The 13,767-nt window shown below is 72.0% G+C and carries 18 protein-coding genes; 8 read left to right on the top strand and 10 right to left on the bottom strand.

Annotation, left to right across the window (positions count from 1 at the left end; all coding sequences use genetic code 11):
* Positions 1–10 precede the first annotated feature (10 nt).
* Positions 11–232, bottom strand: coding sequence for a hypothetical protein (locus tag KHU32_RS01040; RefSeq protein ID WP_213668197.1), 222 nt, complete (start codon positions 230–232; stop codon positions 11–13).
* A 51-nt stretch (positions 233–283) separates the two neighbouring features.
* On the opposite strand from KHU32_RS01040, the gene KHU32_RS01035 reads away from it, so the two are divergent.
* Genes KHU32_RS01035 through KHU32_RS01020 form a run of 4 tightly spaced genes read left to right on the top strand, consistent with a single transcriptional unit; the run spans position 284 to position 2,117 of the window.
* Entirely contained in the window at positions 284–583 is a 300-nt protein-coding gene (locus KHU32_RS01035) for a hypothetical protein (protein ID WP_213668196.1), read from the top strand.
* Positions 580–1,053, top strand: coding sequence for a cell wall hydrolase (locus tag KHU32_RS01030; RefSeq protein WP_213668195.1), 474 nt, complete (start codon positions 580–582; stop codon positions 1,051–1,053). The genes KHU32_RS01035 and KHU32_RS01030 overlap by 4 nt, the downstream gene beginning before the upstream one ends.
* Before the next feature lie 60 nt (positions 1,054–1,113).
* Positions 1,114–1,737, top strand: a complete 624-nt coding sequence (locus KHU32_RS01025; protein WP_213668194.1) for a glutathione S-transferase family protein — start codon at positions 1,114–1,116, stop codon at positions 1,735–1,737.
* A 23-nt stretch (positions 1,738–1,760) separates the two neighbouring features.
* Entirely contained in the window at positions 1,761–2,117 is a 357-nt protein-coding gene (locus KHU32_RS01020) for a DUF952 domain-containing protein (protein WP_213668193.1), read from the top strand.
* Here the strand turns inward: KHU32_RS01020 and KHU32_RS01015 are convergent.
* Complete coding sequence (locus KHU32_RS01015) at positions 2,090–2,980, bottom strand: DMT family transporter (protein ID WP_249680467.1); 891 nt, start codon at positions 2,978–2,980, stop codon at positions 2,090–2,092. The genes KHU32_RS01020 and KHU32_RS01015 overlap by 28 nt on opposite strands.
* Before the next feature lie 90 nt (positions 2,981–3,070).
* Here KHU32_RS01015 and KHU32_RS01010 point away from each other — a divergent pair, with 90 nt between their 5' ends.
* A complete protein-coding gene (locus KHU32_RS01010) occupies positions 3,071–4,117 on the top strand; it encodes a quinone-dependent dihydroorotate dehydrogenase (RefSeq protein WP_213668192.1) in 1,047 nt (348 codons plus the stop codon).
* Positions 4,114–4,980, top strand: coding sequence for a TIGR01459 family HAD-type hydrolase (locus tag KHU32_RS01005; protein WP_249680466.1), 867 nt, complete (start codon positions 4,114–4,116; stop codon positions 4,978–4,980). The genes KHU32_RS01010 and KHU32_RS01005 overlap by 4 nt, the downstream gene beginning before the upstream one ends.
* Before the next feature lie 48 nt (positions 4,981–5,028).
* Here KHU32_RS01005 and KHU32_RS01000 read toward each other — a convergent pair whose 3' ends face one another.
* The 3 genes from KHU32_RS01000 to KHU32_RS00990 form a co-directional block, all read right to left on the bottom strand.
* Positions 5,029–6,009: a tripartite tricarboxylate transporter substrate-binding protein gene (locus KHU32_RS01000; protein ID WP_213668191.1), complete on the bottom strand. Its 981-nt coding sequence runs from the start codon at positions 6,007–6,009 to the stop codon at positions 5,029–5,031.
* 65 nt (positions 6,010–6,074) lie between these two features.
* Positions 6,075–6,857, bottom strand: coding sequence for a MipA/OmpV family protein (locus tag KHU32_RS00995; RefSeq protein ID WP_213668190.1), 783 nt, complete (start codon positions 6,855–6,857; stop codon positions 6,075–6,077).
* Positions 6,854–7,996 carry an SDR family oxidoreductase gene (locus KHU32_RS00990; protein WP_213668189.1) on the bottom strand — a complete coding sequence of 381 codons (1,143 nt, stop codon included), beginning with the start codon at positions 7,994–7,996 and terminating at the stop codon, positions 6,854–6,856. The genes KHU32_RS00995 and KHU32_RS00990 overlap by 4 nt, the downstream gene beginning before the upstream one ends.
* Before the next feature lie 502 nt (positions 7,997–8,498).
* Here KHU32_RS00990 and KHU32_RS00985 point away from each other — a divergent pair.
* Positions 8,499–9,182: an AzlC family ABC transporter permease gene (locus KHU32_RS00985; protein WP_213668188.1), complete on the top strand. Its 684-nt coding sequence runs from the start codon at positions 8,499–8,501 to the stop codon at positions 9,180–9,182.
* Complete coding sequence (locus KHU32_RS00980; protein ID WP_213668187.1) at positions 9,179–9,493, top strand: AzlD domain-containing protein; 315 nt, start codon at positions 9,179–9,181, stop codon at positions 9,491–9,493. The genes KHU32_RS00985 and KHU32_RS00980 overlap by 4 nt, the downstream gene beginning before the upstream one ends.
* 7 nt (positions 9,494–9,500) lie before the next feature.
* Here the strand turns inward: KHU32_RS00980 and KHU32_RS00975 are convergent, their stop codons facing one another.
* The 5 genes from KHU32_RS00975 to hslO form a co-directional block, all read right to left on the bottom strand.
* Positions 9,501–10,487, bottom strand: coding sequence for a sensor domain-containing diguanylate cyclase (locus KHU32_RS00975; RefSeq protein ID WP_213668186.1), 987 nt, complete (start codon positions 10,485–10,487; stop codon positions 9,501–9,503).
* A gap of 75 nt (positions 10,488–10,562) precedes the next feature.
* A complete protein-coding gene (locus KHU32_RS00970) occupies positions 10,563–11,534 on the bottom strand; it encodes a Bug family tripartite tricarboxylate transporter substrate binding protein (protein ID WP_213668185.1) in 972 nt (323 codons plus the stop codon).
* Positions 11,535–11,653: 119 nt separating this feature from the next.
* The gene (locus KHU32_RS00965) at positions 11,654–12,043 is read right to left on the bottom strand and encodes a RidA family protein (protein ID WP_213668184.1); all 390 of its coding nucleotides are present in this window, start codon (positions 12,041–12,043) and stop codon (positions 11,654–11,656) included.
* On the bottom strand, positions 12,040–12,666 hold the full coding sequence (locus KHU32_RS00960) for a hypothetical protein (RefSeq protein WP_213668183.1): 627 nt from the start codon (positions 12,664–12,666) through the stop codon (positions 12,040–12,042). Before KHU32_RS00960 ends, KHU32_RS00965 begins: the two co-directional genes overlap by 4 nt.
* 82 nt (positions 12,667–12,748) lie before the next feature.
* Positions 12,749–13,702 carry an Hsp33 family molecular chaperone HslO gene (hslO, locus tag KHU32_RS00955; RefSeq protein WP_314075566.1) on the bottom strand — a complete coding sequence of 318 codons (954 nt, stop codon included), beginning with the start codon at positions 13,700–13,702 and terminating at the stop codon, positions 12,749–12,751.
* Between the last annotated feature and the right edge of the window lie 65 nt (positions 13,703–13,767).

Here is a 13,767-nt window from a genome sequence, read left to right as displayed (position 1 = left end):
CCGCCTGCCGTCAGGCGGCGGGGCGCTTCAGAATCTCGCTCGCGTGGCGGACACGCCCGGCCGCGGTGATCTCGAAGCGGCCATCCTCGCGCGGCTGGGCGAAGCCCATCTCGGCCAGCCGTTTCAGGCAGGGCTCGTCCGCGAGGCCGGTCGGCCGCCCGTGCCGGCGCACCAGGGTCAGCCGGTGCAGCGCCGAGCGGCAGCAGGTTTCCAGATACGGCTCATTCCACATTCCCCGCTTCTACCACGCGCGGCGCGGTTTGGCGCGCCCCGAGGAGGTCCCATGGATCCCACCGACCCCACCACCTTCTGGTGGATCAACGCCGCGCAGGCGCCCGCCATGGGCGCGCTCTACTGGCTCCTCTACGGCATCAGGCGCGACCTGGACCGGCGCGGCGGCCCCGACCCGCAGGACGGCCTCAGCCGCACCCGCGAGGACCTGGCGGCCTTCAAGCTGGAGGTGGCGCGGACCTACGTGCCCCTCTCGCTCATCCGCGACGTGGACCGCCGCCTGACCGAGCAGCTCCTGCGCATCGAGAGCAAGCTGGCCGAGGTCCATCGCCGGCAGGATCGCGGCGAATGAGCGCGCCCCATCCCCTGCCGGCGGCCAGCGCCGCGGGCGAGCTGCTGGCCCGCATCCTCCATGCCGAGGCCGGGGGGCGGCCGGTGAAGGCGGTCGAGGGGCTGGCCTGCCTGGCGATGAACCGGGCGCACGCGGCCCTCGCCTCGCCGGAAGGGCGGCTCCGCTTCGCCGCCGGCACCGCGCCCGAGACCCTGCCGAGGGCGCTGATCGCCGTGCTGCGCGCGCCCTTCCAGTTCCCGGTGCTGCATCCGCGCCACCGCCGGCATGCGCGCTTCGCCCATCCCCGCGACGACGATCCCTTCCTGGCCGTGTGCCGGCGCGTGGCCCAGCGGGCGCTCTCGGGCGCGCTGCGCGACACGGCCGGCGGCGCCACGCATTGGCATGCGGACACGCTTCAGCCGGCCTGGGCCCTGGGCCGCGTGCCCTGCGCGGAATTCGGCGGCCTCGTCTTCTATCGGCTGGAGGGCTGATGGCGTTGCCGGCCCGGGGCGGATCGGGGATGGTTGGAAAAATCCCGACGGTGCCGCCCCATGCTCACATTCTACTATTCCCCCAATGCCTGCTCCCTCGCCTCGCACATCGCGCTGGAGGAGGCCGGTGCGGCCTATGAGCCGCGCCGCGTCGATTTCGGCGCCGGGCAGCAGAAATCCGCCGACTACATGGCGCTGAACCCGAAGGCGCGCGTGCCCGCGCTGGTGACGTCGCGCGGCGTGCTGACCGAGACGCCGGCCATCCTCGTCTTCATCGCGCAGAGCTTCCCCGAGGCCCGGCTGGCGCCGCTGGACGACGCCTTTGCCCTGGCGGAGATGCAGGCCTTCAACAGCTACCTCTGCTCGACCGTGCACGTCGCGCATGCGCACAAGGTGCGCGGCACGCGCTGGGCCGATGAGGAATCCTCCTTCGCCGACATGCGCCGCAAGGTGCCCGAGACCATGAGCGCCTGCGCCGAGCTCCTCGAGACTCACCTGTTGAAGGGCCCCTGGGTGATGGGCGAGGCCTTCACCGTCGCCGACCCCTACCTCTTCACCATCGTGCAATGGATGAAGGGCGACGGCGTGGATCTCGCCGCCTTCCCGCGCCTCTCCGCGCATCGCGCCAACATGGCGGAGCGGCCGAGCGTGAAGAAGATCCTGGCGCGCGAGAGCGCGGCCTGAATGGCCGGCCTCGGGAGGCACCGATGGACGCGCTGATCTACACCCTCGTCCGCGGCGAGGACTGGCGCGCTGCCGAGGCCGCCGGCGCCTATCACGGCAGCGCCGACGACCGGCGCGACGGCTTCCTGCATTTCTCGGCCGCCGCCCAGCTGCGGGCGAGCGCGGCGAAGCACCGTGCGGGCGAGGCCGATCTCTGGATGGTGGAGGTCGAGGCCGCGGCGCTCGGCGAGGCGCTGCGCTGGGAGCCGGCGACGGGCGGCAGCCGGCCCGGCCTCTTCCCGCATCTCTACGGCCCGCTGCCGCTATCGGCGGTGCGCCGCGCGGTCCATGTGCCGCTGGATGCGGGGGGGCTTCACGCGTTCCCGGCCGGGATCGCTTGAGACTGCCGGGCGGCGCGCGACACCGCGCGCTCGCTCATCACGCAGGCCATCGCCACCACCGCGCCGCCCGCGACGACGGGCAGGGTCGGCACATTGCCGAAGATGGCGAAGTCCAGCGCGACGGCCCAGGGCAGGGCGACGAAGTCGAAGGGCGCGAGGCGGGACGGCGGCGAGACCCGGAAGGCCAGCGCCAGCATGACCGTGCCGGTGCCGGCGATGACGCCGTTCACGATCAGCTGGGTCCATTGCAGCGCCGAGGGCTCCACCCAGTGCCAGGCCGCGAAGGGCAGGGTGGCCGCGCCGCCGATGATCGCGGGCCATAGGACCAGCCGCGCGACGCCCCGCTCGTCCCGCAGGCTGCGGTTGAGGATGACGTTCGTCGTGTAGCAGATCGTGCCCACCAGGGCGCAGGCGAAGCCGAAGAGGCTGCCGCGCTCGCCCTCGCCCAGATGCGGCGAGAGCGCCAGCAGCACCCCCGAGAACCCGACGGCGGACCAGAGCCAGGCGCGGCCGGGCACCGGTTCCTTCAGGTAGATCGCGGCCCCGATCAGGGTGAGGAAGGGTGCCGTGAAGAAGATCAGGTAGCCGTCGGCCAGGGGCAGGTGGCGGAAGGCCAGGAAGAAGAAGGTTGCGGCGCCGAGCATGGAGAGCGCCCGGGCCAGGTGCCGCCCCGGATGGCGCGTGCCGAGCGGCCCGCCCGCCCCGCGCACCAGCCCGCGGGCGAGGAAGAGCAGCCCCAGCAGGACCGCGTAGCGGAGGAAGATGGTCTGCGCGGCGGAGAAGCCGCCCGAGAGAAGCTTGCTGTTGGCGTCCAGCAGACCGAACAGGCCAATGCCTGCCATGAGCAGCAGCGGGCCGCGCAAAGCTTTTCCCCCAATTCCCGGAATTCCCTGGTGTCGCCGTGGGCGGGCCGCCTGTCAACGCGGGGCGATCTGCCCTATCCAGGCCGGGTCATGACGCCCTCCCTCGCCTCCGCCCTCATGCCGCTGATGCGCGGCCTCGACGCCGAAACCGCGCATCGGGCTGCCCTCCGGCTTCTCGCGCTCGGCCTTGCCGGCCGGGATTCGGGGCCCGACGCCCCGAACCTCGCCACGCGGGCCCTTGGCCTCGGTTTCTCCAACCCGATCGGCCTCGCCGCCGGCTTCGACAAGGATGCGACGGCCATCCTGCCGCTGCTGCGCCTGGGCTTCGGCTTCGTGGAGGCGGGCACCGTCACGCCGCGCCCCCAGGCGGGCAATCCCCGCCCGCGCCTCTTCCGGCTGACGGAGGACCAGGCGGTCATCAACCGCATGGGCTTCAACAATGCGGGCCTGGATGAATATCTCGGCCGCCTGAAGGGCCTTTCCCTCCCGCTGCCGGGCGTGCTCGGCGCCAATGTCGGCGTGAACAAGGAGGGCGCGGACCCCGAGCGGGACTACCCCGCCCTCTGCCGCAGCGTCGCCCCGCATGCCGACTACGTGACGATCAACGTCTCCTCCCCCAACACGCCCGGCCTGCGCGACCTGCAGGGCGAGGAGCGGCTGGCCGCCATCCTGGCCGCGGTGAACCCGCCCGGCGTCGGCAAGCCCGTGCTGGTGAAGCTGGCGCCCGACCTCGCCGAGGACGCGCTGGCGCCGATCGTCGAGGTCTGCGTGGCCGCCGGCGTCGCCGGCCTCATCATCAGCAACACGACCATCGCCCGCCCGGCCAGCCTGCGCTCGCCACTGAAGGGCGAGGCGGGCGGCCTTTCGGGCGCGCCGCTCTTCGAGCGCTCCACCGAGATGCTGGCGCGGGCCTATCGGATCGCCGATGGGCGCCTCGTGCTGATCGGCGCCGGCGGCGTGTCGAGCGGTGAGCAGGCCTATCGCAAGATCCGGGCGGGCGCCTCGCTGGTGCAGCTCTACTCGGCCTTCGCCTATGGCGGCCCGGCGTTGATCGGTCGGATCAAGCGCGAGCTTTCGGCCCTGCTGGCGCGGGATGGTTTCCCCTCGGTCGCGGACGCGGTAGGGACCGAAGCATGAGCTTGCCGATCCTCGAGGGCCTGGCCCCCGTCTCCGACCGTTACGACGGTTATGTCTTCGACCTCTGGGGCGTCGTGCATGACGGGAGGCAACCCTATCCCGGCGTGATCGACTGCCTGGCCGAGCTGAAGGCTCGCGGCAAGAAGGTCGTCTTCCTCACCAATGCGCCGCGCCGCTCCTGGTTCATCCAGGGCATGCTGGACCGCATGGAGATCGACCGCGGCCTCTATGACGGCATCATCTCCTCGGGCGAGGTGGCCTGGCGCTGGCTGAGCCGGCGCGACCAGCCCTGGTTCGAGAAGCTGGGCCGCAAGGCTTTCCACATCGGCCCCGAGCGCGACCTCTCCGTCGTCGAGGAGGGCGCGGCCGAGCTGGTGGCGACGCCGGAGGAGGCCGACTTCCTCCTCAACACCGGCCCCGACCCCGACCGCAAGTCGAAGTCGGTGGAGCCCTATCGCCCGATCCTGGAGGCCTGCTTCAAGGCCGGCCTGCCCATGGTCTGCGTCAATCCGGACCGCGCGGTGATGGTCGCGGGCGAGCGGCTGATCTGCGCCGGCGCCTTCGCGGACGTCTATGCCGAATGGGGCGGCGATATCTTTGAGGTCGGCAAGCCGGACCCGGCCGTCTATGGCCCGGTGATGGAGCTGCTCGGCATGACCGATCGCGCCCGGGTGGTCGCCGTGGGCGATACGCCGCACACGGATCTCGCGGGCGCGCAGGCGGCCGGCATCGACAGCCTCTGGGCGCTCACCGGCCTCGCGGCCGATGCGCATGGCGCCGACCCCTCGCCGGACTATCTCTTCGAGGTGGCGGCCGAGGAGAAGGTGGCGCCGGTCGCCGCGCTGCGCAGCCTGCGCTGGTAACGACTCGCCTCGGGGCGCCGGGCTTTCGCGCGGCGCCTCCGGGGGCGATCAGTCTTCCGGCCGGAAGCCGGATTCCTGCACGACCGGGCCCCATTTCGTCGTCTCGCGCTGGATGCGGGCCGCGAAATCGGCGCTGGGGCTGGTGAAGGCCTCGAACTCCCGCGCCTCCAGATTCTGCCGCAGCTCGGCATTCTGGGCCGCCGTCACCAGCGCCGCATTCAGCGCCTGGACGAGTGCGGCCGGCGCGCGGGCCGGCAGGAAGGCGCCGAACCATTCGTCGGTCGTGAGGTCCGGGTAGCCCTGCTCCGCGAAGGTCGCGATATCGGGGAAGCGCGGCACGCGCCGTTCGCTGGTCACCGCGATCATCCGCAGGCGGTTGGAGAGGTGATGCTCCACCTGGTCGCCGATGACGTTGATGGTGGCCGGGATCTGGCCCGCGATGGCGTCGGTGATGGCCGGGGCGGCGCCGCGATAGGGCAGATGGGTCAGCTCGATCCCGGCCGCGCGGGCCAGCATCACGCCGGTGAAATGCGGCACCGAGCCCGCGGCCGGCGAGGCATAGGCGATGCCGTTGCGGCTTTTCGCGAAGTCCACGAACTGGGCGAGGTTCGTCACCCCTGGCGCCGCCGGTCCGACCGCAAGCGAGAAGGGATAGAGCACGACCGGCGTCACCGGCTGCAGGTCCGCGATGGGGTCGTAGCGCAGGCGCTGGCCGTAGAGGTGTGGGTAGATCGTCACCATGCTGGCGGGGGTGATGAGGATGGAGGTGCCGTCGGGCTCGCTGCGCAGCAACTCCTCGATGGCGAGCCGCCCCGTGGCGCCGACGCGGTTGTCCACCACCACCTGCGGCGCCCAGACGCCGCGCAGCCGCTCGGCGAAGAGGCGGCAGGCCACGTCCACCGTGCCCCCGGCCGGGAAGCCGGCCAGGATGCGCACCGTGCGGTTCACGACGGGCGCCTGCGCATGGACGAGGGCCGGCGCGGCGAGCAGCGGGGCCGCGAGCAGGGCGCGGCGGGGCAGGCGTGTCATCGGGGCTTCTCTTTCGTGATGGCCTGCCTCCTCTATCACCCCGCCTTCGGGCCTGACCATGCGGACTACCAGGCGCGCCAGACCAGGAAGAGGCCCGCATAGACCTGCTGGCGGGAGCCACCGTCCCGCACCAGGGGCGAGCGCGCGGCTGCATCCCCGAGCCGAGCCCATTCGGCGAAGCCCCGCAGCGCCCAACGATCGGCGAGGCGGTATTCCGCGCTGAGGATGCCGCCCGCGCGCTCCAGCCCGCCAGGCGCGCTGTAGGCCGGGCGCCCGCTGGCCGCGGCGTTGATCGGGCCGATGCCGAAGAAGGATTGCGCGAAGCTGCGGTTGACCACGCGAAGCTCCGGCCCCGCCTCCACCCCCAGCGGCCCGAGCGGGAAGGAGAGCAACGCCCGCGCCTCCAGCGCCAGGCCGCGATGCGCCTGCGCCACGTCCTGCGTCAGCGTCGCGTCGGCGTAGAAGGGGCCGCGCTCAAAGGCGATGAAGCCGCCGGCCTCGATCGTGTCGGAGAAGCTGCGCAGGCCATGGAGTTCGCGCCGGTCGTCGGCGGTCCGGCGGCCGAAGCGCAGGCGGGCGGCTGGCCCGAAGGAGAGGCCGGCCGCTTCCAGCGCGGTGACGCGCAGGCCGTCCAGCAGGTCGAACTCCACGCGCGACCCGTAGCCGCCGCTGACGACGGGGAAGGGGAAGACGCGGGAGACGCGCGCGCCGGGATAGGCCGGGTAGAGCAGCGGCCCGGCGCCCAGATTGACCTCCAGCCCCTGGCGCGGCGTGGGCATCTCCTGCGCCTGGGCGGCGGCGCAGGAGAGGAGGAGCGCCGCGAGGAGATGGCACAGGCGCGCGGTCACGCCGCGACCGGCGCCGGCGTCTCGAACATGTCCATGTCGTCCAGGAAGGCGTCCAGGATGCCGAGGCCCCCGGGGTTCTCGAGGCAGGGCACGAGGTATTCGGGCAGGCTCGGCGGCGGCGCCATGCCCTCGGCCAGCAGGCGCGAATTGTCGAAGGTCGCGTCCAGCGCGCAGAACTCGAAATACTTCCGGCAGCCGCGATGCATGAGCGTCAGCCGGGCATCCCCGCCGCCGAAGGTCGCCTTGAAGCGCGTGCTCAGCAGCTGACGGTCGCCGGCGGGCAGGTGCGTCAGCGGCTGCAGCGGCTCGCCGCGCCAGTTGGCGAAGGCCTGCCGCAGCGCGGGCCAGTAGGTGCGCGCGCCGGTGCCGGCCGAGACGTGATAGAGATCGTGCGCGAGCTTCGGCTTGGTCAGCAGCAGCAGCAGGGCATCGGCGGTCCAGTCGCTGGGGATGAAGTCGATCCCCCCCTCCGGATCGCTGCTCACGAGATGCATCGCATCCGCCGCCCGCACGAACCACAGGATGGAGGAAGACGGCGCGGCCCCCAGCCGCGAATGCCCGACGACGATCGACGGCCGCGCGATGACGACCGGGAGGTCGAAGTAGCGCTCCCGCAGGGCCGTCTCGGCGCAAGCCTTGGTGTAGGTATAGGGCGCGATGTGGATGGCCGCGGCGTCGGGATAGGCATCCTCGTGGATCATCCGGGGCGCATTGCTGCCGCAGACGGTGGCGGTGCTGACATGCAGGAAGCGCTCGAGCCGCGGCATGGCGGTCGCGGCCTCGGCCACCGCCATCGTGCCCTCGAAGTTCATCCGCCAGCTGCTCTCCTTCGCGAAGAAGGAGGTTTCGGCCGCGAGATGCAGGACATGGGTCATGTCCCGGAAGCGGCCATCGGGGATCCGGGAGAGGGACTTCAGGTCGCCGCAGAGGATCTCCGTGCGGGCGGCGATCTCGGTCGCGGTCTGCAGGTCGGTCAGCCGACGCAGCCGGGTCAGGAGGCGGAACCGCGCCTCGCTGTCGTCACGCGCGCGGACAAGGGCGGTGAAGCGGGCTTCCGGCCAGGCCTGCGCGGCCTGGGCGAGCACGGCGCCGCCGATGAGGCCAGTGGCGCCCGTGATGAGGACATGGGGAGAGGTCATGCGGGGATCTTTGCTGCGTGTCCGAAGGACGGATGGAGGGCGTGTGCGGGCGATCACGGCCGGGAGGGCGCCAAGCAGCGGGCGCCGCCCTGATGGGGACGGCGGTTGCCTGGCGTTCCTGGCCCGTGGGTTCGGGCGGCGATGACGGAGGAAGACGGCGGTGAACCGGGTTCGGGCGCTAGCGCCCCGGCCCTAGCTCAGCGCGGCCGGCGGGGGCGTGGAGAAGGCCCCGGAGGCGAGGGGACCGCTGGCCCGACGCAGGGAGAAGGGCATGGCCGGCCGGGCCTGCTTCCGCAACGAAGACACGAGGGTGTGACGCATGGCGGAAGGCCTGTCGGGTGATGACATCCACATGACGCCATTCAGCTTGCGTTCAGGTTTCAGTTACATTATGTTTCATTCAGGTTCGGTTCAGAAATAATTCAGCTGGCATTCATCTTCAATACAAAATCGTAATGGGGCGATCTGGACGGCGCGCGCCGCTGCGGTGATCCTGCGGGCGATGATTTTCCGCTCCGCCTGCCGCGAGGCGCTTGGCGCGCCGGCGCTGGCCATGGCCGCGACCTTCATGGCCTTCGGCGCGGCGGTGCAGGCCGCCGGGCTCGGCATGGGCTGGGGGCTGGCGGCCGGCCAGCTCGTTTACGGCATGCCCGGGCAGATGGTGCTGCTGGCGGCGGTCGGCGCGCCGGGCGGCGCCCTGCCGGCGGTGCTCGGCGCCGTCGCGGCCAATGCCCGCTTCCTGCCGATGGCGGTGGCGCTGGGCCCCTGGCTCGGCCCCCATGTGCGGCTGCGCTTCCTGGCGATGCCGTTCATCGCCGTGACCCCCTGGGCCATGGCGATGCGCCGCCTGCCCGACCTTCCGCCGGCCGACCGCCTCGCCTGGTTCCTGGGCTTCGCCCTGACCTCCTGGACCGTGGCGGGGCTTTCCACCTGGCTCGGCCATCTCGTCGCGCCGGTGCTGGACGGGTGGATCCTGGCCGCGCTGCTCTTCGTCAATCCGCTCTACTTCGGCACGATCCTGGCCGGCGACACGCGCTTCGCCCCGGCCCGGCGCGCCGTGCTCTGCGGCGCGGTGGCGACGCCGCTGGTGCTGCTGCTCCCGGCCTCCTGGGCCTTGCTCGGCGCCGGGCTGGTGGGTGGGACGGTCGCCTTCCTCTGGGGCCAGGCCAAGGAGCGGCGCCCGTGAGCAGTGCCGCCCTTGCGCTGATCCTGCTGATCCTCGCCTGCGCCGGCATGCGGGCGGCGGGGCTGCTGGTGGCGGGCCGGCTGAAGCCGGATCATCCCTTCGTGCGCTGGGCGGGATCGGTGGCGCAGGCGACGCTGACCGCCTTCGTGCTGGCGGCGGTGATCGCCCCGGGCGGCATCATGGCCTCGCTGCCCTTGGTCGCGCGGGTGGCGGGCCTCGCCGCGGCGGTCGCGATCCTGTTCTGGCGCGGCGGGCTGCTGCTCCCCGTGCTGGGCGGGCTCGCGGTGACGCTGGTGCTGGCGGCGCTCTGACCGGCCTTCAGCCCTCGCTGGCCTCAACGACGATCCGGTTCTTGCCCTGGCGCTTGGCCGCATAGAGCAGGCGGTCGGCCGCCTTCAGCGCGGCCTCCGCGTCGGCCGGCGCCGTCGGGAAGAAGGCGAGGCCCATGGAGAAGCTGACGGCGAACCCCTCTCGCGCGACGGCCTCGTCCAGCGCCGCCTTGATCCGCTCGGCGGCGCCGCGGCCATTCGTGGGATCGGAGCCCATCAGGAGCACCACGAACTCGTCCCCGCCCAGGCGCCCGCAGACTTCCTCCCGGCGGGTGGTGGCGGCCAGGGTCTCGCCGATGAGCCGCAGCAGGTCGTCCCCCGCCTCGTGGCCGCGCAGGTCGTTGACGGATTTGAAGTGGTCGACGTCGAAGAAGAGCACGCCGAAGGGCAGGCCGTGCCGCTCGACCACCGCGATGGCCTTCTCGATCTCGAGCTCGATGGCCGCGCGGTTGGCGATGCCGGTCAGCCCGTCGCTGAGCGCCAGGGCGCGCACCTCGCGCACGCGGCGGCGCATCTCCAGGATCTCGACGGCGGTGCTGGCCAGGCTGACGAGCTTCGCCTGCTCGGACTCCGAGCAGGCATGGGCCGCGGTATCGACCGCGCAGATGGCGCCGAGCGCCGAGCCGTCCGGCGCCACGAGCGGCGCGCCGACGTAGAAGCGGACACCCGGATTGGCGGTCACGAAGGGGTTGTCGGCGAAGCGCGCATCCTTCGTCGCATCCTCGACCAGCATGGGCGTGTCCTGCTCGATCGTGCGGGAACAGAAGGTGACGCCGTTCGGCAGGCCGCCCAGCTCCAACCCCGCCATGCCGACGTGATGCGTCGTGTTGTCGTCCACCAGCGTGACGGCGGCCATGGGCACGCCCAGGGTCAGGCGGACCAGGTTGCAAAGGCTGTCGAGGCCGTGATCCCGCTCCATGCCGGCGGGATCGTAGGCACGAAGGGCCGCGAGCCGCTTCTTGTCGTGGAGGCGCATGGCCGGATCATGCGGATGGAGGGGAGTATTGCAACCAGTTCAGGACGCCGGCCTGGGTGGCCGGCGCCCCATGGCTCATTCCACCCGGATGTTGCGCTCGCGGATTACCCGGCCCCAGCGCTCGTAGTCCCGCGCGATGACCTGCTCCATCTCGGCCGGCGTGCTGCCGACGGCATCGAGCCCCGCGGCCGCCATGCGCTGGACGACCGGCGGATGTGACACGGCCTCGCGGACGGCGGCGCCGATCCGCTCGATGGCGGCCGGCGGCGTGCCGGCGGGAACTGCGATGGCCCCCCAGCTCTGCACGCTCGCCTCGCCCAGCCCGGCCTCGGCGAAGGTTGGGATGTCGGGCAGCAGGGAAAGGCGTTGCCCGCCGCTGGTCGCCAGCGCGCGGATGGCGCCCTGGCGCACCTGGGCGATGGAGCTGGCGGGCTGGTCGATCATCACCTGGATCGTGCCGCTCACCAGATCCGCCATGGCCTGGCCCGAGCCGCGATAGGGCACATGCACCATCTGCGTGCCGGAGACGGCCATGAAGAGCTCGGTGAAGAGATGCGTGCTGGTGCCGACGCCGGAGGTCGCGAAGGAGAGCTGACCCGGGCGCTCCCGCACATAGGCCAGGAATTCGGCGATGGTGTTCACGGGGATGCGCTGGTTCACCACCACGATGACGTCGGTCGTGAAGATCATCGAGGCCATGGAAAGCTCGCGCCGCACGTCGACCGAGCGCATGAGGCCGAGATGCGGGGCCATGGTGAAGCCGCCATTGGTGGCCACCATCATCGTGTAGCCGTCCGGCGCGCTGCGGGCAGTGGCCTCGGCGCCGACCGCGCCGCCGGCGCCGGTCCGGTTCTCCACCACCACGGACTGGCCCAGCGTCTCGCCCATGCGCTCGGCGATGAGGCGGCCGCCGACATCGGTGCTGCCGCCGGGCGCGAAGGGCACGATCAGCCGCAGCGGCCGGGTGGGCTGCCAGGCGGGCTGCGCCTGCGCCAGGGCGGGCAGGAGCAGGGGGGCGGCCAGAAGGCCGCGACGCGTTGTTTTCATTTGTTTGGACATTCCCGAGCAGTGAGCGATGCGGGGCGAGTTTCGTCTTGCTCGCTTCAGCCGCCCGGGGAGTATTGTTTCTTCTTCTTCCCTCCGCCAGCCGGTCCAGGCCGGCCCGGCTACGCCGAAAGGAAGGCCTCCGCCTCGACCTCGACGAGGAATCTCGGGCTGGCGAGGCCCGCCACGATCAGCAACGTGCTGGTCGGCGCCGCGCCCTCCAGCGCCTCGTCGCGCAGGCTCCGCCAGGGGGCGACGAGGGAGGAATCCGTCAGGAAGACCGTGATCTTCACGAGATGGGCCGGGCCCATGCCATGCGCGGCCAGCACGGCCTTGAGATTGGCCAGCGCCTGGCGGATCTGCGCCTTGCCCTCCGCGGGCACCTGGCCGTCCGGCGCCATGCCGACCTGGCCCGAGACGACGAGCCGCTTGCCCGGGCCCTCGACCAGCGCGGCCTGGGAGTAGCGCGAGGCGGGGACCGGCGCGCCGGGCGGGTTCGAGAAGGTGATCACGGCAGCGCCTCGCGGCTGACCGGCGGGGGTGGCGCGGCGGCGGTGCCCTCCACCAGATAGGGGCGCAGGGAGCGTCGGATCTGATACTCGAACTCGGTGTTCAGATCGAACATCGCCTGCCGCAGGAGCGACTCGGCGACGATCCGGCGCTCGCTCGGCGTGCTCGGCGCGGTCTGGGACCTTTCGGCCGAGGCCTCGGCGAAGCCGAGCCGGCGGTCGTTCTCGCCCAGGATCTCGAGCCGCGCGGTGAGCTGGCAGGTGAGCTGCTCGCCCGGATCGGAGGCGAAGGCCCCGCCGCGGCTTGGGTTGCGGTTCCGCAGGATCTGGGCGCGCGTCGCGCTGAAGCGGGCGCGGTGCTGGGAGCCGAAGGCGGCCAGCCGGTCGCGGCCCATGACCAGCACGGCCTCGGCCGCGCTGGGCTGCAGGTCGCGGCCCAGGTCGTTCGGGCCTGCATTCGGCGTGCGGTCCTCCGTCACGATCGCGGAGACGTCGAGCCGGATCTGCGTGAGATGGCCATAGGAGATCGGCGGTCCCTCCAGCCGCGGCGGCGGCGCGGAGGAGCACGCGGCCAGGGCGGCAGGCAGCGCGGCGGGCAGGATCAGCAGGGCGCGGCGTGGCAGCATGGGGTCTCCCTTGGTCATGTCCGGGCCCTGGCGGGGCCCGGGCGAGCCGATTTGGCCGCTGAGTGTCAGCCGTGTCCAGGCATCAGGCGTGCCCGGCGGCGCGATCGATGCTCTCACGGTTGAATTTGAAGTCGAAATTGCAGAATTCGCAGGTCATGGTGATGGTCCCCTCCTCGGCCATGTGGTCGAGATCCGCGGTGGGGAAGCCCTCGAGGACCGTCACCAGGCGCGAGCGGGAGCAGCGGCAGCCATAGGCCAGGGCGCGCGACGGCGCGACCATCAGCCCTTCCTGGTGGAACAGCCGGTGCAGCAGGCGCTCCGGCGGCAGGGCATCGTCCAGCAGCTCCTCGTCCTTCAGCGTGCTGGCCAGGGCGACGGCCGTGGTCCAGGCATCCTCCCCGTCCATCGCGTCGAGCTCGGCGCCGAGGCCGCCCTCGGTCGCGACGCGCTCCATGATGAAGGCGGCCGCGCGCCAGCCTTCGTCCGTCTTCGCGCAGGCGAGGCGCAGATGGGTGCGCAGCTGCTCCGAGGAGGCGAAGTAGCTGGCGGTCATCTCCGTCAGGTCCACGCCCTCGATGGCGACGATGCCCTGGTAGCGCTCCATGTCCTGTCCCTGGTCGCAGGTGAAGGCCAGGTAGCCGCGGCCGAGCAGGGCCCGCGCCGAGGGATTCTTGCCGTACATGGCAAGCTTCTCGGGCTCGATCCGGACATGGCCGCGCAACTCGCCCGTATCGGTGCAGTCGGCGAGCAGCATGGAGATCGGCCCGTCGCCCTTGGCCTGGAGCGAGAAGCTGCCGCGGAACTTGAGCGCGGCGGCGAGGCCCGCGGTCAGCGCCAGGGCCTCGCCGAGCAGGCGGGTGACCGCGTCGGGATTGGCATGGCGGGTGAGCAGGGCGTCGGCGAGCGGTCCGAGGCGCACGAGGCGGCCGCGCACGGGCTTGCCCTCCAGGTGGAAGGGGGTGACGCCGCGGGGAACCACCAGGTCGGGGACCGGCGGACGGTCATGGTCGAGGAAGGGGGGCGTGGATTGGGTCACGCCTCCCGAGATAATGCAGACGGTCCCCGGTTGCGAGGTACCCGGTGGCTGAGGCGCCACCGGAG

Source organism: Roseococcus pinisoli (genome assembly GCF_018413645.1).
GTDB classification, from domain to species: Bacteria; Pseudomonadota; Alphaproteobacteria; order Acetobacterales; family Acetobacteraceae; genus Roseococcus; species Roseococcus pinisoli.
This window is presented reverse-complemented; position numbering and strand designations above follow the sequence as displayed.